Consider the following 26,210-nt stretch of genomic DNA (forward strand, 5'->3'; position numbering starts at 1 on the left):
ACCGTCCCGTCCGATGACACGACCGCCGTTCGGAAAACCGAACGGCACCTCCCACCTCGACCCTCACTCCAACTCCCCCCACCTCAAGGAGTGTCCCCATGGCCCGTACGTCCCGCCGAGCCGCCCTGCTCACCCTCCCCGCCGCGTTCCTCCTCGCGCTGATGCCGACCGCCGCGTCCGCCTACCCCAACCCCGGCCGGGTGACCGGGAGTACGGTCGTCCACGACCCCACGATGATCCGGACCTCCGGCGGGCGCTACCTGGTGTACGGGACCGGCGGCGGCATCTCGTACCGCACGTCCACCGACCGGATCGCCTTCAGCGCCGGGGGCGACGCCTTCGCCGCCAAGCCGGGCTGGTGGTCGTCGTACGGGGCGACCGAGGCGTGGGCGCCGGACATCTCGTACCGCGGCGGCAAGTACCTGCTGTACTACGCCGTTTCGACGTTCGGCTCCAACAAGTCGGCGATCGGGCTGGCCACTTCGGCCACCGGGCTGCCCGGGTCCTGGACCGACCAGGGCACTGTCTACACCTCGGCGACCTCCAGCGACTACAACGCGATCGACCCCAACCTCTTCGTGAACGACGACGGCAAGTGGTGGCTGTCGTTCGGGAGCTGGTGGACGGGGCTGAAGATGATCCAGCTCGACCCCGGCACCGGCAAGCAGCTCGCGGGCAACACGACCCGCTACTCCATCGCGTCCCGCCCCACCGGGACGAAGGCCGTCGAGGCGCCGTTCGTCGTCAAGCGGGGCGGGTACTACTACCTCTTCGCCTCGTACGACACCTGCTGCGCGGGGACGAGTTCGACGTACAAGGTCAAGGTCGGCCGCGCGAGCAGTGTCACCGGCCCCTACTACGACAAGAACGGCGTAGCCCTCACGAACAACGGCGGCACCCCCGTCCTGGAGAGCCACGGCAGCGTCATCGGCCCCGGCGGCCAGTCGATCATGGCCGACTCCGACGGCGACCTGATCGTCTACCACTACTACGACGGCAACGACAACGGCACCCCCAAGCTCGGCATCAACCTCCTGAACTGGAGCTCGGGCTGGCCGGTGGCCTACTGAGGCACAGGTGAAAGGGCGGTACCCGTAGGACCCCAGTACCCCTCCCGGTACTGAAACCCCACGGCTACCGCCCTGGCTCCGAAGTACTACTACCCCGCCTGCCCCATCCCCGCCGCGTTCGGCCAGCTCCCCGCGTTGGGCCAGCCGGTGGCCGGCGCCGGGGTGAGACCGTTCGTCCCCCGGACCTGCGCCGCGGTCAGCCCGCCGCGCGCCGGTACCCCGGGCGGAGTCATACCGGGCATACCGGTCGGCGGAACCGTCGACGGAGGCATCGGCGGCACCGGAGCCATCGGGGCCGGTGTCGGAGCCGCCTGAGGCGCCGGCATCGGTATCCCCGCCCCGTTCGACGGCATCGGTATCTGCTGAGGCACCTGAGCGGCCATCATCGGCGCCCCCATCGGCGCCTGCCCCATGACCTGCCCCATGGCCGGAGCCATCGCCGGAGCCATGGGCGCGGGCGCCGGAGCCATCGCCGCGGGCATCATCGCGGGCTGCATCGCCGCCGCGGCCGCCGGGGCCATGGAAGCGGCCGGAGCCACAGGAGCCGCCGGAGCCGCGGGAGCCATGGAAGCCGCCGGAGCCAACGGAGTCGGCGCGACCGGCGGAGCCATCGGCATCTGCGTAGGCAGTCCGGCTCCGACGGCCGCCGCCATCGGAGCCGGGGCGCCGGCCGCGAGGGCCTGAGCGGCAAGTCCCTGCATGCCGGCGCCGTTCGTGACCAGCCGGTCGACGGCGGCCGTACCGGAGCTGTACCCCACCGCGGGGGCCAGTTCGGGCACGGGGTTGCCTCTGCGGGTCCCGTAGAGCACCTGCTCCATGCCGGACACCAGACGGCGTACGTCGACCTGGGGGCGCACCACGAGCCGCAGGAAGCGGCTGGAGGAGCCGATCTTGTTGCCGCACTCCCGGACCAGGACCCGGTGCTCGGTGAGCAGCCGGTCGCGGACCACCGTCCCCTCGGCCCCCACCGGGAGCCGGACGAAGAGGAAGTTCCCCTGCGAGGGGTAGACCGTGAGACCGGGCAGCGCGGAGAGCTGGCTCGCCATCTCCAGCCGGTCCTTGCGCACCTGCATCAGACTCTGGGCGTACTCGGGTCCGTGGTCCTTCAGCATGAACACCACGTGCTCGGCGAAGGAGTTGAGGTTCCACTTCGGCAGCATCGAGCGGACCTTGCCGGCCAGCGAGGGGTTCGCGACGAGGTAGCCGAACCGGATGCCGTGCAGCCCGAAGTTCTTGCCGAGGCTGCGCAGCACGATGACGTTGGGCCGCAGCATGGCCTCCTGGACGACGCTGGGCTCCTGCTCGGCGTCGGAGAACTCCAGGAACGACTCGTCGATGACGATGAGGTCGAGGTCGGCCATCGCGTCCATGAACTGCACCAGCGCCTGCCGGTGCTGGAAGCCGCCGTCGGGGTTGTTGGGGTTGCAGATCACGGCGACCCGCGTGCCCCGGGCGCGGATGAACTCCGAGTACTGCGCGAGGTCGAGGACGAACCCGTTGGCCTCCTGGAGCGGGAACATGTCGACCCGCTTGCCCGTCTCCATGGGCTGGTCGGTCCACCGGCCGAACGTCGGCACCGGCACCGCGAGCGACTCGCGGACCAGCAAGTGGTCGATCCAGGTGATGAGTTCGGTCGAGCCGTTGCCCATCGCCACGGCCTGCGGGGGGAGTTGGAGGAGGTTGCACAGCTCGGACGTGATCGTGTCGGCGCTGCTCGGGTAGTACGTGATGATGTCGCGGAACCGGGCCGCCATGTCGTCGAACATCGCGGGCGTCGGGAAGTACGGGTTGCACGGGATACAGAAGTCGACCGGGCCGGTGCCCTCCCCGCCTTCTCGCGTCAACGCCGCCATCGACGGGCTGTGCGCCGCCGTGCTGCGGAACAACGAGGTGACGTTGTCGGCCATGGAACCTCCGTAGTGGGCGGGCCCGTTGGGGACGACCGGGCCCGTCGCGGCTGGGCGGCCCGTGCGCGAGAGCACGGGCCGCCCTTACATACGGAGGCTGCGGTGACGCTGTTCACCCACTGAGAAATCGGTAAGAAGTTGTGAGTCTTCTGTGGGCAACGTCCGTATGGCCACGGCCGGTTCCCCAACAACCGGCCCCCAAAAGGAACTTACCGCGCGCTGAACGAGTGCACGGTCCGCGTCCGGTACGTCTGCCCCGGCCGCAGCGTCGTCGACGGGAACTTCGGCTGGTTCGGCGAGTCCGGGAAGTGCTGCGTCTCCAGGCAGAGCGCGTCACCCTGGCGGTAGACGTGCCCGTCGGTCCCGGTCAGGGTGCCGTCGAGGAAGTTGCCGGAGTAGAACTGCAGCCCCGGCTGGTCCGTCGCGATCTTCAGGGTACGGCCGGTCTTCGGGTCGCGCAGCGTCGCGACGTGCACCGGCTTCGCGGTGATCCCCTTGTCCAGCACCCAGTTGTGGTCGAACCCCTTGGCGAGGATCAACTGGTCGTGCCCGGCACGGATGTCGCGCCCGATGGGCTTGGGCTTGCGGAAGTCGAAGGGGGTGCCGGCGACCCGGGCCAGCTCACCCGTGGGGATGAGGCCGGAGTCGGTCGGGGTGTAGCGGCCGGCGGCGATCGTCAGCTCGTGGTTCTCGATCGTGCCGCTGCCCTCGCCCGCGAGGTTCCAGTACACGTGGCTCGTGAGGTTGACGACGGTGGCCTTGTCGGTGGTGGCCTCGTAGTCGATGACCCAGTCGCCGTGCTTGGTGAGCGTGTACGTCACCTTCGTCCTCAGCGTCCCCGGGTACCCCATCTCCCCGTCGGCGCTGGTGTAGGACAGGCGCAGACCGACGTCCGTGCCCTTCACGAACGGCTCGACGCTCCAGGCGTGCTTGTCGAAGCCCTTGGCGCCGCCGTGCAGGCTGTTGGCGCCGTCGTTGACGGACAGCTGGTACTTCTTGCCGTCCAGGGTGAACTGGCCCTTGCCGATGCGGTTGCCGTACCGCCCGATCAGCGCGCCGAAGTAGGGGGACTTGGCGACGTAGTCCTCCAGGTTGTAGAACCCTGCAGAGATGTTCGCGTAGTGGCCCTTGCGGTCCGGGGTCTCCAGCGAGTGGACGATACCCCCGTACGACAGGACCTTGAGCTTCGTCCCGCCGTTGGCCAGCGACCAGAGGTACACCTTGGTGCCGTCGGCGAGGGTGCCGAAGAGCTTGCGCGACGGAGCCTTGCCGCCCGAAGCCCCACCAGAAGTACCAGCTCCGGAAGTACTGCCCGTGCTCGCCTCGGCCGTCCCGCCGAGGGTGCTCGCGGCGATGCCCGCCGCGGCGGCGCCCGCGATGACCGTGCGTCTGTTCAGTTCCATATCTGCGGCCCCTTTGAGGGAAGGGCCCCACCCCTGAGGGGTGAGGCCCGAGATGGTTACGAACCGGACTTGCGCTTGTTCCACACGTCGAACCCGACCGCCGCCAGCAGGGCGAGGCCCTTGATGACCTGTTGCCAGTCGGAGCCGACGCTCAGGAGGTTCATGCCGTTGTTCAGCACACCGAGGACGAGACCGCCGATGATCGCGCCGAGGACGGTACCCACGCCGCCGCTCATGGACGCGCCACCGATGAACGAGGAGGCGATCGCCTCCAGTTCGAAGCTGAGCCCCGCCTTCGGAGACGCCGCGTTCAGACGGGCGGCGACCACCAGACCCGCCAGGGCCGCGAGCACGCCCATGTTGAGGAAGACAAGGAAGGTGACCTTCTTGTCCTTGACGCCGGACAGCTTGGCCGCCGGGAGGTTGCCGCCGATCGCGTAGATGTGGCGGCCGAACACCGAGTTGCGCATCAGGTAGCCGTAACCGACCACCAGGACACCGAGGATGAGCAGGATGATCGGGGCGCCCTTGTAGCTGGCGAGCAGCATCGTCACCGCGAGGATCGCCGCCGAGATCGCGACGATCTTCAGCAGGAACAGGTTGCGCGGCACGACGTCGAGCGCGAACTCCTGCTGCCGCTTGCGGTCCCGGACCTCCTGGATGACCGTGAAGGCGATCAGGACGAAGCCCAGCAGCAGCGTGATGTTGTGGTAGTTGGTGTCCGGACCGACCTCGGGCAGGAAGCCGTTGCCCATCTTCTGGAGCCCGTCGGGGAACGGGCCGAGGGTCTGGCCCTCCAGCAGGATCTCCGTCAGTCCGCGGAAGAGCAGCATCCCCGCGAGGGTGACGATGAACGAGGGTATGCCGAAGTAGGCGATGAGGAAGCCTTGTACGGCGCCGGCGACCGCGCCCACCAGCAGGCACAGCACCAGCGCGATGGGCCACGACACGCTGTGCTGCACCGTCAGTACGGCCGCGAAGGCACCGACGAACGCCGTCACCGAACCGACCGACAGGTCGATGTGCCCGGCGATGATGATCAGCATCATGCCGATGGCCAGGATCAGGATGTAGCTGTTCTGCAGGACCAGGTTGGAGACGTTGCGCGGCAGCAGCAGGTCGCCGTTGGTCCAGATCTGGAACAGCACGATGATCAGGCCGAGCGCGATCAGCATGCCGTACTGGCGCATGTTGCGGCGCAGGCCGTTCAGCATCAGCTGGAGCAGGTTGTCGCCGGCCCCGGAGCCTCCGCCCTTGCCGGGCGGCGCGGCGGCCGGGCTCTTGGTCACGTCGGTGCTCATCGCGTTACCTCTTTGTCCTTCGTCATCTGACGCATCAGCACTTCCTGCGTGGCCTCGGCCCGCGAGAACTCGCCCGTGAGCCGCCCGGCGGCCATGGTGTAGATGCGGTCGCACATGCCGAGCAGTTCGGGCAGCTCGGAGGAGATGAAGACGACCGCCTTGCCCTGGGCGGCCAACTGGTCGATGACCGTGTAGATCTCGTACTTGGCGCCCACGTCGATCCCGCGCGTGGGCTCGTCCAGGATCAGCACCTCGGGACCCGCGAAGATCCACTTGCTGAGGACGACCTTCTGCTGGTTGCCGCCGGAGAGCTTGCCCACCGGCTCGAACACCGTCGGCGCCTTGATGTTCATCGACTTGCGGTAGCCCTCGGAGACCTTCTGCTCCTCGTGCTCGTCGACGATCCCCCGCTTGGCGACCTTGCTCAGCGCCGTCAGCGAGATGTTGCGGTTGATGGTGTCGATGAGGTTCAGGCCGTAGTGCTTGCGGTCCTCGGTGACGTACGCGATGCCGTGCTGGACGGCCTCGGCGACCGTCTTCGTGCGGATCTCCTTGCCGTCCTTGAGGACCGTGCCGCCGCTGTAACGGCCGTACGTGCGGCCGAAGACGCTCATCGCCAGCTCGGTGCGGCCGGCCCCCATCAGACCGGCGATGCCGACGATCTCCCCACGCCGTACGTGAAGTGACACATCGTCAACCACCTTGCGGTGCTGGTCGATCGGGTGACCGACGGTCCAGCCCTTGATCTCCAGGGCCGGCGCGTCGTCCACCTCCCCGTCGTACGTGCTGCGTTCGGGGAAGCGGTGGTCGAGGTCGCGGCCGACCATGCCGCTGATGATCCGGTCCTCGGTGGTCTCCGCGGCCTTCACGTCCAGCGTCTCGATGGACCGGCCGTCGCGGATGATCGTCACCGAGTCGGCGACCTTGCGGATCTCGTTGAGCTTGTGGGAGATGATGATCGAGGTGATGCCCTGCTTCTTCAACTCCAGGATGAGATCGAGGAGTTTGTCGCTGTCCTCGTCGTTGAGCGCCGCCGTCGGCTCGTCGAGGATCAGCAGCTTCACCTTCTTCGAGAGCGCCTTCGCGATCTCCACCAGCTGCTGCTTGCCGACGCCGATGTCGGCGACCCGGGTGTCCGGGTGGTCCGTGAGGCCCACCCGGCGCAGCAGTTGGGTGGCGTGCCGCAGCGTCTCGCGCCAGTCGATGAACCCGCCCTTGGCATGCTCGTTGCCGAGGAAGATGTTCTCCGCCAGCGAGAGGTACGGCGACAGCGCCAGCTCCTGGTGGATGATGACGATGCCGCGGTGCTCGCTCGCCCGGATGTCCTTGAACTCGCAGGTCTCACCCTCGAAGAGGATGTCGCCCTCGTAACTCCCGTGCGGGTGAACGCCGGAGAGGACCTTCATCAGCGTCGACTTGCCGGCGCCGTTCTCCCCGCAGATGGCGTGGACCTCGCCCTGACGGACGGTCAGAGTGACGTCCGAGAGCGCTTTGACACCGGGAAAGGTCTTGACGATCGAGCGCATTTCCAGGACGGGTCCCGCCATGGTCGTGCCTTCCAATCCTTATGGGCCGACGCTTACTTGAGCTGGTCCGCCGTGTAGAAGCCGCTCTGGACGAGTTCCTTCTCGTAGTTGGTCTTGTCGACGCTCACCGGCTCCAGCAGGAAGGCCGGGACGACCTTCGTGCCGTTGTCGTAGGTCTTCGTGTCGTTGGTCTGCGGCGTCTTGCCGTTCAGCGACGCGTCGACCATGTCGGTCGCGGACTGGGCGAGCTTGCGCAGGTCCTTGAAGACCGTCATCGACTGCTGGCCGGCGACGATCGACTTCACCGACGCGATCTCGGCGTCCTGGCCGGTGATGACCGGCAGGGGCTTGGCGGCGGTGCCGTAGCCGTCGGAGCGCAGCGCGGCGATGATGCCGATCGAGATGCCGTCGTACGGCGAGAGCACCGCGTCGACCCGGCCCGAGGTGTACGTCGAGGTGAGGATGTCCTCCATGCGGCGCTGCGCGGTCGCGCCGTCCCAGCGCAGCGTGGTGACCTTGGTCAGCTCGGTCTGGCCGGACTTGACGACGAGCTTCTTCGAGTCGATGTACGGCTTGAGGACGCTCATCGCGCCGCCGAAGAAGTACTTGGTGTTGTTGTCGTCGTTGGAGCCGGCGAACAGCTCGATGTTGAACGGGCCCTTGCCGCTCGCGAGGCCCAGCTTGTCGACCAGGTACTGCGCCTGGAGCTTGCCGACCTTCTCGTTGTCGAACGAGGCGTAGTAGTCGACGTTCTTGGTGCCGAGGATCAGGCGGTCGTAGGAGATCACCGGGATCTTCGCGTCGGCGGCCTGCTGGAGGACGTTGTTCAGCGACTTGTTGTCGATCGCCGCGATGATCAGCGCCTTGACGCCCTGCGTGATCAGGTTCTCGATCTGCGAGACCTGCTGGTCGGGCTCGTCCTCGCCGTAGACCAGCTTCGTCTTGTAGCCCTTGGCCTCAAGGTCCTTGACGACGTTCTTGCCGTCGGCGATCCACCGCTCCGAGGACTTGGTCGGCATCGAGATACCGACCAGGGCGCCCTTGTTGCTGTCGCCCGACTTCTCGTCGCTGCCGCCCTCGCCGCTCTGGCCGCAGGCGGACAGGGTCAGGGCGAGGGAGGCGGCGCCGGCTATGGCGGCGAGTACGGCTCTGCGGTTGCGCATGGTGATCAATCCTTGTGTTCTCGTCGTTGAGAGAGACCGGCGTCCCCGTCAGGCGCCGGGTCGTGCAAGCTGTGTTGCGGCTGCTCAGTCCCCGGTCGGGAAGCGGTTGAGCGTCCCCGGCAGCCGGGAGCCGAGCGGCGCCATCGCGCCGTCCGCGCCGTGCCGGGCGAGCAGGTCCAGGGCGAGCCGGCCGCGCCGGACCCGTTCCCGGGCGGTGTCCAGGGTGACGTCCCGCAGATGGGTGCCCCACGGGTAGATCGAAGGCGCCTTGGACAGACCGAACTTGAGGTAGAGCGGTGCGCCGCGCCGGATCAGCTCGGCCACCTCGTACATCCGGACGTAGCCGCCGAGGTCGTCGGGGGCTTCGATGTACATGTCCATGGGGGCGCCCGACACCCGCCGGATCTCGGTGAGGTGATCCAGCGTCAGATCGCTGGGCACGTTGACCGAGTCGGCGCCGAGGCGCTCGTAGACCGCGTACGCCGCCGGGTTGACCGGGCCGATCAGCGCGGACACCTTCAGCGTGGTGTCGGCGGGGATGATGCCCTGCTCGCGGGCGCGGTGCAAGGTCCACAGCACGCCCTCGTCGGCGACGAGCAGACACTTGACGCCCAACTCGGTGGCCCGGACGGCGTCTTCGACACAGCCGGCGACCGCGTCGTGGCCCCGGGCGCGTAGCCCGCCGCCGCGCGAGTCGGTACGGGTCGAGCCGCCGATGTCCCAGGTGCCGCGCGGGCCGGTGAACAGGCAGAGCTCGATGTCGCGTTCGGCGGTCGCCTCGACCATCTCGGTGATCTCGGCGTCGGACAGCATCCACACCCCGCTGCCCTGGCTGATCCGGTGGATCGGCACATCGAGGCGGGAGGACTCCTTCAGTACGACGGCCAGCGCTTCGGGACCCTCGCAGGAAGGGACCTCGGTGCGCCAGGTGCCACCGCCGGGGAAGGTGTGGGCGGAGGCGTCGGCGGGGTCGAGGGCGGGCGCACCCAGGCCGAGCGCGGTGAGCGCGGGCTCACCGGGGCGACGGGCTGCCGGAACGGAAGCGTCGGTCACTAGCTTTCCTTCGTTGTCCTGGAGGTTCGAAATTTCGGACGAGGTTCGCGGCTCGGGGTACGGGGGTGGAGCGCGGAGTAGTTCCTGAGAGCTACTGGGTGTACGCCGGTACGGGGACCGTCAGGTCGCCCCCGTACCGGCGTACGACTTGAGGGCTACGGCTTCAGCAGCACCTTGCCGACCTTCGGATCCCCGGAGCCGACCAGCTCGATCGCCTCCGAGAACTCCGAGAGCGGCAGCTCGTGCGTGACCAGCGGCAGCGGATCGAGGAGCCCGGCCCCGAAGACCCGCACGGTGTGCGCCCAGGCGTCCGGCGGCGCCCCGAACACGGTGTGCACCTCCAGCTGCCGTACGACGAGGTCGGTCGGGTCGAGACCCTCGGCGCCCGGCGCCGGGATCCCGGTCAGCACCAGCCGCCCCCCGCGCCGCAGCAGCGAGGCCGCCGTACGCGCCGCCGAGGCGGAACCGGCCGTCTCGATCACCACGTCGAAGTCGTCCGGCAGCTCCTGGTCCCGGGTGCGGAAGTCGCTGGCGCCGAACTGCCGCGACAGCGCCTCCCGGTCGCCGCGCGTGCCCACCACGAGCAGTTCGGCCGGCGAGCCCGCCTTCAGGAACTGAACGGCGAACATCCCGAGCGTCCCGGTCCCGACGACCGCAACCCGCTCACCCGGCAGCGCGTTCGCCTTGATCGCGGCGGCCGCGATACAGGCGGCCGGCTCAAGCAGCGCGGCGGCGGTCAGGTCCGCGTCCTCGGGCAGGACGTGCAGCAACCGCGCGGGCAGCGTCAGCGTCGAGGCCATCGCGCCGGGCTGCGTGAACCCGGTCTCCTCGTACCCGTCGGTGCACAGCGTCGTCTCACCGGCGTGACACCGGTCGCACACCTGGCAGTTGCGGAAGCCCTCCCCGACGACCTTGCGGCCTACGAGAGTTGAAGGCACCCCGGCGCCGACCGCCTCGACGGTCCCGGACCACTCGTGCCCCGGCGTGAGGGGGTAACGGACGTACCCCTCGGGCCGGTTGCCCTGGTACACCTCGCGGTCGCTGCCGCAGATGCCCGTCGCGTGGACCCGCACCAGCGCCTCGCCCGCCAGCGGCTCGCGCGGCGTGTGCGGTTCGACGCGGTGCTCGCCCGGCGCCTGGACGACGACCTGCGTGCTCACTGCGTGCCCTTCGGCTTGCGCTGCTCCCAGCCCTCGGCCCACAGGTCGAACCGGGCCTGCTGCTGCGGGAACTCGGCCGCCGCGTCCGCGTCGAACTCGACGCCGAGACCGGGCGCGTCCGACAGGTGGAAGTACCCGTCGACGACCTCCGGCGCACCCTTCACGATCTTCTTGATCTCCGCGTCCGCGAAGTCGTTGAAGTGCTCCAGGATCTTGAAGTTCGGGGAGGTGAACCCGACTTGGAGCGAGGCGGCGGTCAGTACCGACCCGCCGACGTTGTGCGGGGCGACCAGCACGTAGTGCGTCTCGGCGGTCGCCGCGAGCTTGCGGGTCTCCCAGATGCCGCCGATGTGGCCGACGTCCGGCTGGATGATGTCCACGGCCTGGCTCTCGAAGAGCTCGCGGAACTCGATGCGGTCGTGGATGCGCTCACCGGTCGCGACCGGGATGTCGACCTTCGCCGCAACCTTTTCGAGAGCTTTCAGGTTCTCCGGCGGGCACGGCTCCTCCAGCCACGCGGGCTTGAAGGGCGCGAGCTCCTTGGCGAGCCGCACGGCGGTGGACGGCGAGAACCGGCCGTGCATCTCCAGCATCAGCTCGGCGTCCGGGCCGATCGCGTCGCGCACGGCCTCGATCAGCGAGACCGCGTACAGGGACTGCTCGTGGTCCAGCTCGAAGTGGCCGGTCCCGAACGGGTCGATCTTCAGCGCCTTGTACCCGCGCGCCATCACGCCCTGCGCGGCCTTGTGGTACGCCTCGGGAGTGCGCTCGGTGGTGTACCAGCCGTTCGCGTACGCCTTGACCTTGTCGGTCACCTTGCCGCCCAGCAGCTGCCACACCGGCACGCCCAGGGCCTTGCCCTTGATGTCCCAGCAGGCCATCTCGATGACCGCGATGCCGGACATCACGATCTCGCCGGCGCGGCCGTAGTCGCCGTACTTCATCCGGCGTACGAGGTCTTCCGTCGCGAACGGGTCGGAGCCGAGAATGTGGTTGGTCTCGGCTTCGCGCAGGTAGCCGATCAGCGCGTCGGTGTGGCCCAGCATCCGGGTCTCGCCGACTCCGGTGATCCCTTCGTCAGTGTGCACCTGGACGTAGGTCAGGTTGCGCCACGGCGTCCCGACCACGTGTGTGCTGATTCCGGTGATACGCACGGATGTTGCCCTTCAGCTGTTCGAGATTTCGTCACATGTTCGAAATGCTGGCGTGACAGTAAGGACGGCGTGAGGGGAGTGTCAATGGGTCGAACGCATAACGGTTTCGACAGTTTCGATCCGGGCGGGCAGGTTTCGATCGCCTGTTCCCACGAAACCTCCACAGGCTCGTCTAGGAACTCCACGTGTCGGGAACCTAGTCTTCCCGCGTCATGGACTACTGCCACTCCTGCCGACGCCACCTGAACGGCGCCCTCGCCTGCCCCGGCTGCGGCACCCCCGCCGCGTCTCTACGCGCGTATCCCGAGGGAGACGCCCCGCAGGCGGAAACGGCCCAGGAGTCGTACGGAGCGGGCACCACCGGTACTACGGGTACTACGGGTACGACGCCCCCCGTCGCCGGTGGCCGCGCCGCCCGCCGGCGGGGTCGTACCGTCCCTCCGCAGGACCAGACCCACGACGCCTACGACGATGACGGCGCCGACGGCGAGGACGCGCCCCCGGCGGCCGGAGCGAGCCGTCGCGATCGCAAGGCGTCCGCGCACCGAAGACGCCGTCGCCGTGCCCTGCTGATCGCGGCCGGCGTGATTCTCCTCACGGCCGGTGTCGGCCTCGCCGAACTCGGCATGGACGCCCCCGGCTCCTCCTCCGGGAACCCGGCGGCGGCCGGCGGCGAGTCCGCCGAGGTGGACGGTGCCACCCCGGCCCCCGGCGACCCGGCCCGCCCCCTCGACGACCCCTCCTCACCTGCGAAGCCCGACCCGAGCGCGTCCGCCTCCCCGTCGGCCTCCGCCTCCCCCTCCGCGTCGGGCGACGCGTCCCCCACGCCCACGGAGACGGACCCGGACACCACCCCGGCCGACCCCGCGCCGACGGCCCCCGCCGGATCCACCCCGACGGACCCCGACCCCACGAGCCCCGCGGCGGACCCGACCCCGACCGCCCCCTCCCCGTCCCCGTCACCCTCGGAAACCTGCAACCGTTTCCTGTGGTGGTGCACGTAGGCCGTACCCCGGGGCTACCGGGGTACGGCCGGGCCGCGTCCCGGGATGCCGGGTAGGACCTGAGAGCTACCCGGGTAGGACCGCTGAGTGACCCGGCGGGGGCGTGACACGCCACACCCCCGCCCGCTCACCTTCCGAGCACCGCCTCGTGCACCGCCCGCACCAGCCGCTCGTTCTCCGGCGCCGCCCCGCCAGGGAACGCCATCCGGCGCCGCGTGTACCCGTAGGCGAACCCGCCGCGCGGATCCGCGAACGCCTGGGAGCCCCCGGCGCCGCTGTGCCCGAAGGAACCGGCGCCCAGGAACGGGTACGCGGTGTCGGCGGTCGCCTGGAAGCCGAGCCCGAACGATTTGTGCGCCCGCGCCACCAGGTCGTACCCCGTGGAGTGGATCTGCCCGACCTCGGCGATCGTGTCCGGCTTCAGCAGCGGAGGCCGCCCGTCCACCTCGAAGAGCACCGCCGCGTACATCCCCGCGAGCCCCCGCGCGGCGGCGACCCCGCCCGCCGAGGCGGGCCCCTTGGCGCGCACCGCACGGGAGTTGGCGTAGGAGACGAGGTCCCCGGGGTCCGGCACATGCGTGTTGAACGCTATGGACGCCAGCGAGTGCGGGGCCCTCGGCACGGCGTCGAGCTCCGCCTGCTGCGGCGGAGTCGGCAGCATCGGCTGCACGGACCGGTAACGCCCTTCGAGCGCTTCCGGCAGCCCCAGGAAGAAGTCGAGCCCGTACGGCGCCCGTATCCGGTCCTCGTACACCTCCTGGAGGCTGCGCCCGGTCGCCCGGCGCACCACCTCACCGGTCAACGCCCCGATCACCAGGGCGTGATAGCCGAACGCGGTACCGGGCCGCCAGAACGGCCGCTGATCGGCGAGGCGTTCGGCCAGCAGCCGGTCGTCGGCCAGCTCCGCGTCCGAGAACCCGGCGTCCAGGCCGACCACGCCGGCGCGGTGCGTGATCAGGTCCCGCAGCGTGAGCTGACCCTTGCCCTCGGCGGCGAACTCCGGCCAGTAGTAGGTGACTTTGCGGTCCAGCTCCAGCGTGCCGTCCTGGACGAGGAGCGCGACGACGAGATGCGCCGCCCCCTTCGTCGACGAGAACACCCCGTAGAGGGCGTCGGGCCCAGGCCCCTCGCCCGCCCACAGATCGACCACTCTGCGGCCGTCCGCGTACGCGCACAACTGGCCCTCGTAATCAGGCCGTTCGGTCGCCACGAACGCGGCGAACTCCTCCCGTACGGACTCGAAACCGTCCGCGACGGTGCCGTGGATCTCCAGCGTCATCCGCTCTCCTCAACCAAGACCGCTGCTTGCGTGTGCCATGGTGAACAACGCCTGTGCGACCTGGGGGAACTCCCCCTTCGGATGATCCCTGAAGAGGGGTTCCGTGCCGAACAGGACGGCATGCGGCCCGCTGACGACCGACGGCTTCCCGGACGCGGCGGCCGGAGAGCCGCTCCCGTCGGCGTTCGCCCGCCAGTGGCCGGAGACGAGCGGGTTCCCGGCGGCGTACGACTCCTCGACGCGCACCCCCGCGCCGAGGCCGGTGAACCAGACGGGCGCGTACACGAACCCGTACCCGGGCGCCCCCGAACTCACTACCCGCACCACGCCGTTGGCGTCCCCGTTGCCCTCGACGGCGGTCACCGGCAGCAGTCCGGCCCCGGCGTTGACCTGAGCGCCCACCGCGCCCCGGCCGACCAGTCCGTGCCCCCGGCCGGCGAGGAAGGCGTTCAGCGCGCTTCTCGCGGGCGCGTTCAGGCGGGCGGGGTCGAGACCCGCCGAGGCGAACAGGACGTCCGTGGAAGCCCACTTGAAGCCCGCGTTGAGGATCTCGGTCGAGACCGGGGTCACCTCGAAGCCCATCTCCCGCAGCGCGAACAGCTCGCCCGAGGTGACGGCCGCGGCGACCCGGACGCGGTGCAGGGGAGTCGTGCCGGTGAACGGGGTCGCCGTGAAGGCGACGTTGTGGACGCGGGCGGCTTTCGCGGCCGTACGGCGGGCGGACGCGGGGACGACGACCTGTCCGGCGCCGTCCCGGCGTACCGGAACGCCCTGCTTCAGAAGCGAGTTGAGGGCCGCGTACGCGTTCGCGTCGTCCAGGCGCAGCCGCAGGTTGCCGTACGCCGGGACCGAACTCACCTGCGCGGCACGGGAGACGGGGCGGGCGGCGGGCAGCCGGTCGACCGGGGTGACCTTCGCGCCCCACAGGCGGCCCAGGCTCCAGCCCGAGATGTCGTACATCGCCGAGACCTTGCCGCTGATGTCGCGGCCGTCGGCCAACAGGGCGTTCGCCAGGCCGCGTTTGGGCTGGCGCATGTCCACGACGTAGGCGCCGGCAGGGGAGTTGGCGCGGGTGACACGGATGTCGTTCGCGATGAGGTGGTCGACCAGGCGGGCGGCGGCCGTCGTGCCGGACGGGATGACGTACGCGCGCGGGAACCTCGTCGTGTAGACGTCCTCCGGGCCGATTCCCGGTACGCCGGGGACGGTTGAGGGGGAGACCGGGACCTGGGCCGCGCCCCGGGCGCCGCGCCGGAAGACCTCGATCTGGTCGGCGATCAGCGCGGTGCGGCGGGTGCGGACGAAGTCGAGGGTGGCGTTCAGGGCGGCGCCGGCGACGGCCGTGTTGATGGCCGAGCGGCGGCGGAGTTCCTCGGCCGGCAGGTTGTACGCCGCGTTGTTGACCGTGAGGGGGATCTCCACGGTGTGCGCGGCGACCGTGCCGTGGAACGCCGCGTACTGCGGGGTGAAGATCGGGGGCCAGTCGTCCCAGCCCTCCTCCGCGTCGCGGAACGGGATCTGCGCGGGCTCGACCCCGTCCCGACCCGGCGTGTAGCCCAGGGAGTTGACGGCCTTCTCCATGCCGAGGGCGTTCGCGTACGTGTTCTTCAGGAACAGGTCGTACTCGTAGTTCTCGCCGTGCGGGGGAGTGGTCGGCTCGATCAGGGTGCCGTTCACGTACCCGTGCAGGTCCAGCATCACCGCCGGCTGCTTGTCGATCTGGATCTGCCGCATCGCCCGTGTCTCCGGCTGCGAGGCCGTCACGAAGTCGCGGTTCAGGTCGAAGCCGTTCGCGTTCGCGCGGGTGCCGGCGATGCGGCCGTCCGGGTTCGCGGTGATGTTGAAGTACAGGCGCGTGTGGGCGAGGAGGTCCTTCGTCCGGGCGTCGTTCGCCGTCGCGAGCCGCTCGATCAGCTTCAGGGAGGCGTCCGTGCCCTCCCACTCGTTGCCGTGGATGTTGCCGTTCACGAAGACGGGCGCCTTGTACCCGGCGACCTGCCGCGCCGACGTCACCCTCGCGTCCTCGATGAGCCGCCGGGTCCGCTCCTGCGCCCGCGCCTGCGCCGCGCTCTCCGGGGCCGTCACGGTCACCAGATACAGCCGATGCCCGCCCGCCGACCGCCCGGTGACCTCCACGCTCACCCGATCGCCCAGCCGCTGGAGGGAGTTCAGCTTCGGCGCGATGCCGTGATACGGGACGAGCCCCAACTTCACCGACTTGTCGGCGGGGTCGACGGGATCGAGCGCGAGAACCTGCCGCCGGGGATACCCCCGCGTGTCCTTCCCCAGCTCGGCGACAGGCGCCCCGAGCGCCCGACTCGCCGCCGCGGCGGGGGAGTCGGCGGCCCCACCCGTGAACTCCCGCTCCCGCGTCAGCGGTTCGTTCTCCGCACTGGCTTTGTACGGCGTGATCAGCATCGAACCCGCCGCGACGATCGCGAGGGCGACGAGCAGCAAAGGTCTGGCAGGGGTGGCTTGCGTGGTGCGCACGTGTACCTCCTCTGGACTTGCCGGTCCTGGACTGCCGCCTGCGGCTCCGAATTTGTAGACAGATCCGCAGATCGGTACGGCGAGATCTACCTGTTCGACTCAACGCCAACAAGAGGGCCCCGAAATCACCGCCATGTCGGGGGGTAGGTACGGACCAGGGGAGGACGTGCGAAGGCCGCACCCCACGTCCAGGGATGCGGCCTTCCGGGTGCGCGGTGATCCGGAGCGGGCGGATCGTCGCGCGGGTCAGAGCTTGACGACCATCTTGCCGATGTTGTCGCCGCGCAGGACGCCGAGGAAGGCGTCGAGGGTGTTGCCGATGCCCTCGGCGACCGTCTCGCGGTGCTTGAGGGCGCCGGAGGCGATCCAGGGGGCGACCTCGGCGACGAACTCGGGCTGGAGGTCGTAGTGGTCGCCGACGAGGAAGCCCTCGATGCGGCCACGCGTCTGGATGAGGCGGGCGAGGTTGCGGGGGCCGGGGGCGGGCTCGGTGTTGTTGTAGACCGAGATCATGCCGCAGACGGCGATCCGGCCGCCCTGGTTCAGGGAGCCGATCGCGGCTTCGAGGTGGTCCCCGCCGACGTTGTCGAAGTAGATGTCGATCCCGTCGGGCGCGGCCTCGCGCAGCAGGTCGGAGACCTTGCCGGTCTTGTAGTTGAACGCCGCGTCGAAGCCGTACTCCTCGACGAGGAGCTTGACCTTCTCGTCGGACCCGGCGGAGCCGATGACCCGGGAGGCGCCCTTCAGCTTGGCGATCTGCCCGACCTGGCTGCCGACCGCGCCCGCCGCGCCGGAGACGAAGACGGAGTCGCCCTCCTTGAAGGAGGCGGTGCGCAGCAGGCCCGCGTACGCGGTGAGGCCGGTCATGCCGAGAACCCCGAGGTACGCCGACAGGGGCGCGGCGTCGGCGTCGACCTTGACGGCCTGCTTCGCGTCGAACGTCGCGTACTCGCGCCAGCCGCCGAAGTGCAGGACGTGGTCACCGACCGCGATCCCCTCCGCGTTCGACGCGACGACCTCGCCGACCGCCCCGCCCTGCATGGCCTTGCCCAGCTCGAACGGCGCGGTGTACGACTTCGCGGCGCTCATGCGCCCGCGCATGTACGGGTCCACCGACAGGTACGCGTTCCGGACCAGGATCTGCCCCTCACCGGGCTGGCGGACCTCCGCCTCGACCAGGGCGAAGTCCTCGGTCTTCGGCCAGCCGACGGGACGGCTGAGCAGGTGCCATTCACGGTTGAGCATGGGGACCCTTCCTCACATTTGTTTCAGGCGCATTTATTTAACCACCTGAAACAACCATGCCTCTGGATATTTCATGTTGTCAAGTATCGGGTTACCCTGGTGTGCATGGCCACAGACAGCACCCGCCGCTACGACCCCCTCACCGTGGAAGTCATCGAACTCATCGGCGAGGTCGTGGCCCGCTTCCACGACGACTACGACACGGCGGCCACGGAACACTCCCTCACGGGCGCGCAGGCCCGCCTCCTCAGCCTCCTCACCCTCGAACCGCTCCCCATGCGCAAGATCGCCGAACGCCTGAAGTGCGAGCCCTCGAACGTCACGGGCATCGTCGACCGCCTGGAGTCCCGCGGCCTCGTCGAGCGCCGCCCCGCCCCCGCCGACCGCCGCGTCAAACTCGCCGCCGCCACCGACGAGGGCCGCCAGGTCGCCCGCGCCCTGCGCGACTCCCTGCGCTTCGCCGACGAACCCTTCGCAGAGCTGACCAGGACCGAGCGCGTGCTCCTGCGCGACCTGCTGCGCCGCATGATGGGCGAGGCCCCCGCAGAGGCCCCAGCGGAGGCCCCCGCACAGGCGGCGGAGGACGCTGTCAGTGGCGGCCGATAGAGTTTTCCCATGCGCGATCTCGGGGTGGGTTTCGGATATCTGGTGCAGGGCCAGCGCTGGGTGGCCAGGCACGGGAAGCAGTACGGCTTCGGCCTGATCCCCGGCCTGATCACCCTGGTGCTGTACGTCGCGGCGCTCGCCTCCCTGATCCTGTGGGGCGGCGACCTCGTCTCCTGGGCGACCCCCTTCGCCGACGACTGGTCGAGCCCCTGGCAGGGCCTCTTCCGGGGCTTCCTCACGGTCGTCCTGTTCGCCCTGGCCCTGCTGCTGGCGGTCCTCACGTTCACGGCCGTCACCCTCCTGATCGGCCAGCCCTTCTACGAGAGCCTCTCCGAGAGCGTCGACAGGGACGTCTCCCCGGACGGCACGGCCCCCGAGTCCGGCCTCCCCCTCTGGCGCGACCTCCTCATCTCGGCCCGCGACAGCCTCCGCGTCCTCCTGCGCGCCGGCCTGTGGAGCGTCCTCCTCTTCGGCCTCGGCTTCCTCCCGTTCGTCGGCCAGACGGTCGTCCCGGTCATCGGCTTCTTCGTCACCGGCTTCTTCCTCACGGAAGAGCTGACCTCGGTCGCCCTCCAGCGCCGGGGCGTCGAACTCCGCACCCGCCTCACCCTGCTGCGCTCCCGCAAGACCCTGGTCTGGGGCTTCGGCACCCCCCTGGGCATCGCGTTCCTCGTCCCCGTCGTCGCGGTCTTCCTCATGCCGGGCGCGGTCGCCGGGGCCACGCTGATGGCCCGGGACCTGCTGGGAGAGGAGACCGAGGGAAGCGGGGACGAGGAACGCCAGAACGGCGACACGGAGCTGAGCACCGCCTGACGGCCGACCTCGGCCCATGACGAACAAGCTCAGCTCGCGGACACCGCCGTACGCACGATCTCCCGCACCTGCCCCACGATCCGCTCCCGGTTCCGCACGAACTCGGGATCCGTCACCGCGCCCCCCGCCCCGAACTGAAGCACCGGCGTGTGCACATGCCCGCCCGGCAGCGACCCGCGCAGCCCCAGCCGGTCCCGCAACAGCGTCGCCCGGTACGCGATCTCGTTCGACAGATAGTCCCCGCCCCCTCCCTCACGCGCGGTCGACCCCGGCGTCGGCCCGTCCGGCCGCTCCACCGGCTCCGTACCCCCCGCCGGGATCTCCGTGACACTCGTGTTGTCGAACACCGGGAACGGCCCCGTGGCGGCCGCGACGATCGCCGCGTACGGCAGCGTCGTGCTCGTCCACTGCGGCTGCGACGCCGGATCACTGACCGGGATCGTCTCCGTACGCCCGATGTTGTCGTTGTCGCCGAACCCGCCCCGCCAGGCCCCGTTGGTGCGCTCGACGTCGAACCGCCCCACCCGTCCCTGGCTGACGGTGGTGAAGAGGTCGACCTGAGGCAGCTGGGCCCGAAGAGTGCGTTCGACCGTCCCGTCCGTGAAGTCCTGCCACCGCACCGGGAAGACGGCCGTCTCGATCCGGGCGGGCCCCTCGGCGGTCTGGACGGTCGTCCCGTCCAGGGCGAGCGCCGTCGCGCCGGACGGGTTCGCGATCCGGATGTCCCGGTCGAGCGTGAAGGGATCGAACCCGGTGACGAGGACCCGCTTGAGCCCCTTCGTACGAGCCGGATAGGCGAGGTCGGTCTGCCCCCGGGACGTCCGCTCCAACTCGTCCAGCAGCGCCGTACGCTGCGCGGCGCTCAGCCCGAACGACGGCTCCCACCCCCGCACTTCACGCGTCATCCCCAACCGCGCCCAGTACAGCGGCCGGTCGTCCCCCGCGCTCAGATCACCGACGGCCGGCCCCCGCCCCTGAGCGCGGTCCACGGCCCGACGCCACAGCGCCGACCCCTCCCGTACGACGACGGCGCGGGCCTGCGCGTAGGAGCGCGCCGCACCGAGCGCACGCGCGAACTCCGGTGCCACGGAGTCGAATCCGGACCGGGTGAGGATCTCCCGGGGGACGGCGCGGTCGAGGCGCTGCTCCTCGACGGTCGGGGCGGCCGCCGGGGCGGCGTGCGCGGTGACGGGGGAGGCGAGGCCCGTGAGAAGGGCGAGGCCGAGGGCGCCGACGTGGACGCGGAGGGAGGAGGGCATGGCGGAATCATCCCGTGAGAGGAGTGGCCCACGCCATGCCGCACAACCAGGCGGAACAGAACGGAACTTGTGAAGGGTTCGTTCGGAATTCAGGGGGGTAGATCGTCCGAGGACGGCGGAATCGCCGCACACCGGATACCGTGCCGGTGCGGGGGTTCCCCTCGATGGCTGCCCCGGTCCGGGACCCTGACCCCTGGACCGGGGTTCCCCCTCCAAGCCCCCCGGGAAAAGCCGCGACTACCGCGCCGCGAACCCGTACACCGTCTCCGACCGGTACACCTCGCCCGGCCGCAGCACGGTCCCCGGGAAGTCCGGCCGGTTCGGCGAGTCCGGGAAGTGCTGGGTCTCCAGCGCGATCCCCTCGCAGGGCACGAACGGCGCGGACAGGTGGTCGGCCGTGTACACCTGGAGCCCCGGCTCGGTCGTCGACACCGTCAGCACCCGCCCCGACGCCGGGTCGTGCAGCTCGGCGACCTCCACGGCCCCGCCCGTCACACCCTTGTCCAGCACGAAGTTGTGGTCGTACCCGCCGCCCGCCTTGCGGGACGTACGGAAGTCGAACCGCGAGCCGGAGACGCCGGCGGGCTCGCCCTCAGGGATGAGCGTCGCGTCGACCGGCGTGTACCGCGAGGCGTCGACCCGCAGTTCGTGGTCGGTCGCGACCCCGGACCCGGCGAGGTTGAAGTAGCTGTGGTTCGTGAGGTTGACGACCGTGGGCGCGTCCGTCGTCGCCTCGTACGAGATCCGCAGCGCACCGGCCGCGTCGAGCGCGTACGTCACCGACACGTCGAGGCGCCCCGGGAAGCCCTCCTCGCCGTCGGGGGAGACCCGGCTGAGCCGCACGGCGTGCACACCGCCCTCGGTACCCTCCCTGCCGGCCTCCTCGACCTCCCACACCACCTTGTCGAACCCCACCGGCCCCCCGTGCAGCGAGTTCGGCGCGTTGTTGGCGGCGAGCGGATACTCCCGCCCGTCCAGCGTGAACCGCGCCCCCGCGATCCGGTTCGCGTACCGCCCGATCAGCGCGCCCAGGAACGGTTCCGGATGGTCGAGGTACCCGGCGAGATCGGCGAACCCCAGCACCACGTTCGCCGCGTGCCCGTCCCGGTCCGGGACCTCGACGGACTGCACGATCCCGCCGTACGACAGGATCCGCACCCGGGTCCCGGCCCGCTCCAGGGTCCAGCGGTGCACCGGGGTGCCGTCGGAAAGTGTTCCGAAGTGTTCGCTCATGAGCGAAACCCTAAGTCACGCCCCCCTCTCCGGAACACGTCCCTTTCACGCCTGAGGAGCGGTCACCTTGGCATACGCGATCTCCGCCAGCCGCGCCTGCCCGTCCGTGCTCGGATGGAACCAGTCCCACCGGCTCAACTGCTTCGTCCCGAACTCGAAGTCGTACACCGCGCCCCCGTCGAACCGGCACCGCGCGTCCTTCGCGCACACCTCCTTCAGCACCGCGTTGTACTCCCGCACCCGCTCCTGCACGGCGTCGCGCCGGTCCGTCGCCGCCCGGTCCACCGCGTCCGCGTCGGCCAGCATCGACGGGCAGATCCCCAGCTTCCAGACGACCTTGCCGAGCGGGCTGGTCCGCCCCTCGGCCCAGAGCCGCTTGAGGTCGGGCACGCTCGCCACGTACACCTGAGACCTGGGCGACACCGACCGCAGCGCGGCCAGCGACTGTTCGAAGGACGTCCGGAAGGAGGCGACCGGCGTCATCTCCGCGACCGAGTCGCGGCAGGCGTCGTTCGCCCCCGCCATGACCGTCACGAGCCCCGGCTGCCGGGTGCCCGCCTGCGCCATCTGCCCCGGCAGATCGGCCATCAGGGAGCCGCTCCTGGCGTAGTTCCAGCTGTGCGTCGTCGCCTTCGTGGCCCCCAGCAGCCGGACGGCGAGCGAGTCGACCTCGGTGCTGTCGCCCGTCGCCCACGACACCTCCGGACAGTCCTGGAGCACCCCGCACGCGTCGAACCCGCGCGTGATGGAGTCCCCGACGGCCGCCAGCGACGCCGGCCGTACGTTCCACGCCGGAGGCGACGGCTTCGCGGCCGCGCGGGTCGGCGCAGGACCCGTCGGCCCGCCACCCCCGCCCCCGCTCGTGCACCCCGCCACCGTCAGCGACAACCCCGCCATCACCCCGGCGAGCACCCCCCGCCCTCGCACTGTCACCATGCTCGCCTGACCCCTCCGTCGTCCGGCAACGAACCCCCGCCCACCCTGTACAACGCGCGCGAGTTCCCGAACCCGGTTCAGAATGTCTCCTTGCCGTATCCAGACGTGATCAACGGAACGTTCCCCACCCGCACAGGCGTCCTGCCGAGTGAATGGCGGGCCTTTCGGGGCACTTGGACCGACGGTACGTCACACTCCGCACCCCGTCGCACGGTAGCCTCGCCATCAACGTGGCTGCCCCGACGCCGCCGCTCAGCCAGCCCTGCAAGATGTCCCGCTCTGCCCGGAGGTCCCGGTGACGACACGTGGAGTTCTGTACGTGCACTCCGCGCCGCGCGCGCTGTGCCCGCACGTCGAGTGGGCCATCGCCGGGGTGCTCGGTACGCGCGTCAACCTCGACTGGATCCGCCAGCCCGCCTCGCCCGGAACCTGGCGCTCCGAGTTCTCCTTCAAGGGCCAGGCCGGTACGGCGTCCAAACTCGCCTCCGCGCTGCGCGGCTGGCAGATGCTGCGCTTCGAGGTGACCGCCGAGCCCTGTGCGACCGCCGAGGGCGAGCGCTACAGCTGCACCCCCGACCTGGGCATCTTCCACGCCGTCACCGGCATCCACGGCGACATCCTGATCCCCGAGGACCGGCTGCGCGCCGCCCTGCTGAGATCCCAGCGCGGCGAGAGCGACATCGAGGCCGAGATCACGAAGCTGCTCGGCAAGCCGTGGGACGACGAGCTGGAGCCGTTCCGGTACGCCGGTGAGGGCGCCCCGGTGCGCTGGCTGCACCAAGTCGTCTGATCACATCGCGCGACCCCCGCACACGCACACCAGAAGGGGCCCGACCTCAGTGAGGTCGGGCCCCTTCAGCGTCGTACAGAGCCGTCTCAGACGGACCGGAACGCCAGCACCACGTTGTGCCCGCCGAAGCCGAACGAATCGTTCAGCGCGGCGATACGGCCCTCGACGGGCAGCTTGCGGGCCTCGCCCAGGACGACGTCCGCGTTGGCCTCCGCCTCCGGGTCGAGGTTCTCGACGTTGATGGTCGGCGGCGCGATCCGGTGGTACAGCGCGAGGACGGTCGCGACCGACTCGACACCGCCGGCGCCCCCGAGGAGGTGACCGGTCATCGACTTCGTCGCGGAGACCGCGAAGTGGTCCGCGTGGTCCCCGAACACCTGGCGCAGCGCCTTGAGTTCGGCGATGTCACCGGCCGGCGTGGACGTCGCGTGAGCGTTCACGTGAACGATCTCGGCCGGGTCCAGGTCGGTGGAGTCCATCAGGTGGCTGAGCGCGGCGGCGATGCCCCGCCCGGCCGGCTCCGGCTGCACGATGTCGTGCGCGTCGGCCGAGATGCCCTGCCCGACGGCCTCCGCGTAGACCCGGGCGCCGCGCGCCGCAGCGTGCTCGGCGGACTCCAGGACGATCACGCCCGCGCCCTCGCCGAGGACGAAGCCGTCGCGCGCCTTGTCGTAGGGACGGGACGCGCCCTCGGGGTCGTCGTTGTTCTTGGACATCGCCATCATGTTGCCGAACGCGGCGATCGGCAGCGGGTGGATCGCCGCCTCCGTGCCGCCCGCGACGACGACGTCCGCACGGCCGGTGCGGATCATCTCGATGGCGTACCCGATCGCCTCCGCGCCCGAGGCGCAGGCGGAGACCGGGGTGTGGACGCCGGCGCGGGCGCCGACGTACAGGCCGACGTTGGCCGAGGGGCCGTTCGGCATCAGCATGGGGACGGTGTGCGGGGAGACGCGGCGTACGCCCTTCTCCTTCAGCACGTCGTACTGGTCGAGCAGGGTCGTCACGCCGCCGATGCCGGAGGCGATGACCGCGCCGAGCCGGTCGGGGTTGACGGTGCCCGCTGCGTCAGCAGCTGATGACTGGGGCTCGCCGGCGCGGGCGGTGAAGCCGGCGTCGGCCCACGCCTCCTGCGCGGCGATCAGCGCGAACTGCGCCGAGCGGTCCAGCTTGCGGGCCTGCGGACGGGGGAGGACCTCGGAGGGGTCCACGGCGATCTGGGCCGCGATCCGGACGGCCTGGTCGGCCGCCCACTCCTGGGTCAGCGGACCGGCGCCGGACTTGCCGGCGACCAGACCTTCCCAGGTCGAGGCTGCGTCGCCACCCAGCGGTGTGGTTGCGCCGATACCGGTGACGACCACGGTGCGATTGGTCGGGCTCACGGGAATTCTCTCTCCTACGGAATTTCGAGGATGAAACGGCGCCACCGCCGGGTGGCGGGGCAATCACCCCACAGGCTCAGAGCCCAGGGAGGGTCAGCCCTGGTTCTTGAGGATGTAGTCGGTCGCGTCGCCGACGGTCTTGAGGTTCTTGACGTCGTCGTCCGGGATCTTGACGTCGAAGCGCTCTTCGGCGGCGACGACGACCTCGACCATGGACAGCGAGTCGACGTCCAGGTCGTCGGTGAAGGACTTGTCCAGCTGGACGTCCTCAACCGGGATGCCGGCGATCTCGTTCACGATCTCCGCGAGACCTTCGACGATCTCTTCCTGAGTGGCGGCCATGGTGGCGCTCCTTCTTTTCTTCCAGAGGGTTGGCTGTGCTGCTTCCGGGTCCGGGCCCGCGGTCGCGGGGTCCGGTCCCGGAGTGCCTAGGGGAGGGTAACGACCGTCGCGGCGTACACGAGACCCGCCCCGAAACCGATGACGAGCGCCGTGTCGCCGCTCTTCGCCTCCCCGGTCGCCAGGAGCCGCTCCATCGCGAGCGGGATCGAGGCGGCCGAGGTGTTGCCGGTGGTGCGTACGTCACGCGCGACCGTGACGTGCTCCGGCAGCTTCAACGTCTTCACCATCGAGTCGATGATCCGCTCGTTGGCCTGGTGGGGAATGAAGACGTCGAGGTCGTCCGCGGTGATGCCGGCCGCGTCCAGCGCCTGCTGGGCGACCTTGGCCATCTCGAAGACGGCCCAGCGGAAGACCGCCTGACCCTCCTGCGTGATGGCGGGGAACTTGTCGACGTGGCCGTCGCGGTAGTCCGTCCACGGCACCGTCTGCTTGATCGTCTCGGACTTGTCGCCCTCCGAGCCCCACACCGTCGGGCCGATCGCCGGCTCCTTGGCGGGCCCGACGACGACCGCTCCGGCGCCGTCACCGAACAGGAAGGCGGTCGCCCGGTCCTCCAGGTCGGTCAGGTCGGAGAGCCGCTCCACGCCGATGACCAGCACGTATTCGGCGCTGCCGTCGACGATCATGCCCTTGGCGAGGGTGAGGCCGTAGCCGAAGCCCGCGCAGCCCGCCGAGATGTCGAACGCGGCGGCCTTGTCCGTGCCCAGCTTGTCGGCGATCTCCGTCGCGACGGCCGGGGTCTGCTTGAAGTGCGAGACGGTCGAGACGACCACCGCGCCGATCTGCCCGGCGGTGATGCCCGCGTCGGCGATCGCCTTGCCGGACGCCTCCACCGACATGGCGGCGACGGTCTCCTCGTCGTTCGCCCAGTGCCGGGTCTCGATGCCGGACCGGGACCGGATCCATTCGTCGGACGAGTCGATCGTCTCCAGAATGACGTCGTTGGGGACGACCCGGGTCGGCCGGTAGCCGCCCACCCCGAGGATGCGCGCGTACGGATGACCCTTGCCGGGCTTGATCTTCGCCATCGGGAT

At 70.1% G+C, this 26,210-nt stretch carries 22 protein-coding genes; 5 read left to right on the top strand and 17 right to left on the bottom strand.

Going from position 1 to position 26,210, the window contains the following annotated elements; translation table 11 throughout:
- Positions 1–98: 98 nt before the first annotated feature.
- Positions 99–1,070, top strand: a complete 972-nt coding sequence (locus ACLZOT_RS27885; RefSeq protein WP_416971840.1) for an arabinan endo-1,5-alpha-L-arabinosidase — start codon at positions 99–101, stop codon at positions 1,068–1,070.
- A gap of 89 nt (positions 1,071–1,159) precedes the next feature.
- Here ACLZOT_RS27885 and ACLZOT_RS27890 read toward each other — a convergent pair whose 3' ends face one another.
- The 8 genes from ACLZOT_RS27890 to ACLZOT_RS27925 form a co-directional block, all read right to left on the bottom strand.
- Complete coding sequence (locus ACLZOT_RS27890; RefSeq protein ID WP_416971841.1) at positions 1,160–2,977, bottom strand: pyridoxal phosphate-dependent aminotransferase; 1,818 nt, start codon at positions 2,975–2,977, stop codon at positions 1,160–1,162.
- Between the two features lie 209 nt (positions 2,978–3,186).
- Positions 3,187–4,380 carry an aldose epimerase family protein gene (locus ACLZOT_RS27895; protein WP_416971842.1) on the bottom strand — a complete coding sequence of 398 codons (1,194 nt, stop codon included), beginning with the start codon at positions 4,378–4,380 and terminating at the stop codon, positions 3,187–3,189.
- A 56-nt stretch (positions 4,381–4,436) separates the two neighbouring features.
- On the bottom strand, positions 4,437–5,681 hold the full coding sequence (gene mmsB / locus ACLZOT_RS27900) for a multiple monosaccharide ABC transporter permease (protein ID WP_416971843.1): 1,245 nt from the start codon (positions 5,679–5,681) through the stop codon (positions 4,437–4,439).
- Entirely contained in the window at positions 5,678–7,228 is a 1,551-nt protein-coding gene (gene mmsA, locus ACLZOT_RS27905; protein WP_416971844.1) for a multiple monosaccharide ABC transporter ATP-binding protein, read from the bottom strand. Before mmsA ends, mmsB begins: the two co-directional genes overlap by 4 nt.
- Positions 7,229–7,260: 32 nt before the next feature.
- Positions 7,261–8,370, bottom strand: a complete 1,110-nt coding sequence (gene chvE / locus ACLZOT_RS27910; RefSeq protein WP_416971845.1) for a multiple monosaccharide ABC transporter substrate-binding protein — start codon at positions 8,368–8,370, stop codon at positions 7,261–7,263.
- Positions 8,371–8,454: 84 nt separating this feature from the next.
- On the bottom strand, positions 8,455–9,423 hold the full coding sequence (locus ACLZOT_RS27915; protein ID WP_416971846.1) for a hypothetical protein: 969 nt from the start codon (positions 9,421–9,423) through the stop codon (positions 8,455–8,457).
- 155 nt (positions 9,424–9,578) lie between these two features.
- A complete protein-coding gene (locus ACLZOT_RS27920) occupies positions 9,579–10,583 on the bottom strand; it encodes a zinc-dependent alcohol dehydrogenase (RefSeq protein ID WP_416971847.1) in 1,005 nt (334 codons plus the stop codon).
- Entirely contained in the window at positions 10,580–11,737 is a 1,158-nt protein-coding gene (locus ACLZOT_RS27925) for a mandelate racemase/muconate lactonizing enzyme family protein (RefSeq protein ID WP_416971848.1), read from the bottom strand. Before ACLZOT_RS27925 ends, ACLZOT_RS27920 begins: the two co-directional genes overlap by 4 nt.
- A gap of 212 nt (positions 11,738–11,949) precedes the next feature.
- Between ACLZOT_RS27925 and ACLZOT_RS27930 the strand changes: the two genes are divergently transcribed.
- The gene (locus ACLZOT_RS27930) at positions 11,950–12,741 is read left to right on the top strand and encodes an SCO2400 family protein (protein WP_416971849.1); all 792 of its coding nucleotides are present in this window, start codon (positions 11,950–11,952) and stop codon (positions 12,739–12,741) included.
- A gap of 127 nt (positions 12,742–12,868) precedes the next feature.
- On the opposite strand, the gene ACLZOT_RS27935 is transcribed toward ACLZOT_RS27930, so the two are convergent.
- The 3 genes from ACLZOT_RS27935 to ACLZOT_RS27945 all read right to left on the bottom strand — a co-directional run bounded on the left by ACLZOT_RS27935 (position 12,869) and on the right by ACLZOT_RS27945 (position 17,755).
- Positions 12,869–14,020: a serine hydrolase domain-containing protein gene (locus ACLZOT_RS27935; protein ID WP_416971850.1), complete on the bottom strand. Its 1,152-nt coding sequence runs from the start codon at positions 14,018–14,020 to the stop codon at positions 12,869–12,871.
- Positions 14,021–14,029: 9 nt separating this feature from the next.
- Complete coding sequence (locus ACLZOT_RS27940) at positions 14,030–16,510, bottom strand: M14 family zinc carboxypeptidase (protein WP_416971851.1); 2,481 nt, start codon at positions 16,508–16,510, stop codon at positions 14,030–14,032.
- Between the two features lie 246 nt (positions 16,511–16,756).
- Complete coding sequence (locus ACLZOT_RS27945; protein ID WP_416971852.1) at positions 16,757–17,755, bottom strand: NADP-dependent oxidoreductase; 999 nt, start codon at positions 17,753–17,755, stop codon at positions 16,757–16,759.
- A 105-nt stretch (positions 17,756–17,860) separates the two neighbouring features.
- On the opposite strand from ACLZOT_RS27945, the gene ACLZOT_RS27950 reads away from it, so the two are divergent.
- On the top strand, positions 17,861–18,361 hold the full coding sequence (locus ACLZOT_RS27950) for a MarR family winged helix-turn-helix transcriptional regulator (protein WP_416971853.1): 501 nt from the start codon (positions 17,861–17,863) through the stop codon (positions 18,359–18,361).
- Between the two features lie 9 nt (positions 18,362–18,370).
- A complete protein-coding gene (locus ACLZOT_RS27955) occupies positions 18,371–19,174 on the top strand; it encodes an EI24 domain-containing protein (protein WP_416971854.1) in 804 nt (267 codons plus the stop codon).
- A gap of 29 nt (positions 19,175–19,203) precedes the next feature.
- On the opposite strand, the gene ACLZOT_RS27960 is transcribed toward ACLZOT_RS27955, so the two are convergent.
- The 3 genes from ACLZOT_RS27960 to ACLZOT_RS27970 all read right to left on the bottom strand — a co-directional run bounded on the left by ACLZOT_RS27960 (position 19,204) and on the right by ACLZOT_RS27970 (position 22,602).
- Positions 19,204–20,433: a pyroglutamyl peptidase gene (locus tag ACLZOT_RS27960; RefSeq protein ID WP_416971855.1), complete on the bottom strand. Its 1,230-nt coding sequence runs from the start codon at positions 20,431–20,433 to the stop codon at positions 19,204–19,206.
- Positions 20,434–20,670: 237 nt separating this feature from the next.
- Positions 20,671–21,666, bottom strand: coding sequence for an aldose epimerase family protein (locus tag ACLZOT_RS27965; RefSeq protein WP_416971856.1), 996 nt, complete (start codon positions 21,664–21,666; stop codon positions 20,671–20,673).
- Positions 21,667–21,711: 45 nt separating this feature from the next.
- The gene (locus tag ACLZOT_RS27970; protein ID WP_416971857.1) at positions 21,712–22,602 is read right to left on the bottom strand and encodes an SGNH/GDSL hydrolase family protein; all 891 of its coding nucleotides are present in this window, start codon (positions 22,600–22,602) and stop codon (positions 21,712–21,714) included.
- Between the two features lie 295 nt (positions 22,603–22,897).
- Here ACLZOT_RS27970 and ACLZOT_RS27975 point away from each other — a divergent pair, with 295 nt between their 5' ends.
- Positions 22,898–23,392: a DUF3145 domain-containing protein gene (locus tag ACLZOT_RS27975; RefSeq protein WP_416971858.1), complete on the top strand. Its 495-nt coding sequence runs from the start codon at positions 22,898–22,900 to the stop codon at positions 23,390–23,392.
- An 86-nt stretch (positions 23,393–23,478) separates the two neighbouring features.
- Here ACLZOT_RS27975 and ACLZOT_RS27980 read toward each other — a convergent pair whose 3' ends face one another.
- From ACLZOT_RS27980 to ACLZOT_RS27990, 3 genes are all read right to left on the bottom strand, one after another.
- A complete protein-coding gene (locus ACLZOT_RS27980) occupies positions 23,479–24,774 on the bottom strand; it encodes a beta-ketoacyl-[acyl-carrier-protein] synthase family protein (RefSeq protein WP_416971859.1) in 1,296 nt (431 codons plus the stop codon).
- A 93-nt stretch (positions 24,775–24,867) separates the two neighbouring features.
- Positions 24,868–25,116 (bottom strand): acyl carrier protein, encoded by a 249-nt coding sequence (locus tag ACLZOT_RS27985; RefSeq protein ID WP_416971860.1) that lies wholly within the window; start codon positions 25,114–25,116, stop codon positions 24,868–24,870.
- A gap of 86 nt (positions 25,117–25,202) precedes the next feature.
- Positions 25,203–26,204, bottom strand: a complete 1,002-nt coding sequence (locus ACLZOT_RS27990) for a ketoacyl-ACP synthase III (protein ID WP_416971861.1) — start codon at positions 26,202–26,204, stop codon at positions 25,203–25,205.
- Positions 26,205–26,210: the final 6 nt, after the last annotated feature.

The organism is Streptomyces sp. 4F14 (assembly GCF_048159485.1).
In the GTDB taxonomy this organism is placed as follows: Bacteria; Actinomycetota; Actinomycetes; order Streptomycetales; family Streptomycetaceae; genus Streptomyces.

What these genes read in the sequence shown, in the direction of transcription:
- ACLZOT_RS27885 (WP_416971840.1), top strand. Translation starts at nt 99, where the DNA reads ATGGCCCGTACGTCCCGCCGAGCCGCCCTGCTCACCCTCCCCGCCGCG.
- ACLZOT_RS27890 (WP_416971841.1), bottom strand. Translation starts at nt 2,977, where the DNA reads ATGGCCGACAACGTCACCTCGTTGTTCCGCAGCACGGCGGCGCACAGC.
- ACLZOT_RS27895 (WP_416971842.1), bottom strand. Translation starts at nt 4,380, where the DNA reads ATGGAACTGAACAGACGCACGGTCATCGCGGGCGCCGCCGCGGCGGGC.
- mmsB (WP_416971843.1), bottom strand. Translation starts at nt 5,681, where the DNA reads ATGAGCACCGACGTGACCAAGAGCCCGGCCGCCGCGCCGCCCGGCAAG.
- mmsA (WP_416971844.1), bottom strand. Translation starts at nt 7,228, where the DNA reads ATGGCGGGACCCGTCCTGGAAATGCGCTCGATCGTCAAGACCTTTCCC.
- chvE (WP_416971845.1), bottom strand. Translation starts at nt 8,370, where the DNA reads ATGCGCAACCGCAGAGCCGTACTCGCCGCCATAGCCGGCGCCGCCTCC.
- ACLZOT_RS27930 (WP_416971849.1), top strand. Translation starts at nt 11,950, where the DNA reads ATGGACTACTGCCACTCCTGCCGACGCCACCTGAACGGCGCCCTCGCC.
- ACLZOT_RS27935 (WP_416971850.1), bottom strand. Translation starts at nt 14,020, where the DNA reads ATGACGCTGGAGATCCACGGCACCGTCGCGGACGGTTTCGAGTCCGTA.
- ACLZOT_RS27945 (WP_416971852.1), bottom strand. Translation starts at nt 17,755, where the DNA reads ATGCTCAACCGTGAATGGCACCTGCTCAGCCGTCCCGTCGGCTGGCCG.
- ACLZOT_RS27950 (WP_416971853.1), top strand. Translation starts at nt 17,861, where the DNA reads ATGGCCACAGACAGCACCCGCCGCTACGACCCCCTCACCGTGGAAGTC.
- ACLZOT_RS27955 (WP_416971854.1), top strand. Translation starts at nt 18,371, where the DNA reads ATGCGCGATCTCGGGGTGGGTTTCGGATATCTGGTGCAGGGCCAGCGC.
- ACLZOT_RS27960 (WP_416971855.1), bottom strand. Translation starts at nt 20,433, where the DNA reads ATGCCCTCCTCCCTCCGCGTCCACGTCGGCGCCCTCGGCCTCGCCCTT.
- ACLZOT_RS27965 (WP_416971856.1), bottom strand. Translation starts at nt 21,666, where the DNA reads ATGAGCGAACACTTCGGAACACTTTCCGACGGCACCCCGGTGCACCGC.
- ACLZOT_RS27970 (WP_416971857.1), bottom strand. Translation starts at nt 22,602, where the DNA reads ATGGTGACAGTGCGAGGGCGGGGGGTGCTCGCCGGGGTGATGGCGGGG.
- ACLZOT_RS27985 (WP_416971860.1), bottom strand. Translation starts at nt 25,116, where the DNA reads ATGGCCGCCACTCAGGAAGAGATCGTCGAAGGTCTCGCGGAGATCGTG.
- ACLZOT_RS27990 (WP_416971861.1), bottom strand. Translation starts at nt 26,204, where the DNA reads ATGGCGAAGATCAAGCCCGGCAAGGGTCATCCGTACGCGCGCATCCTC.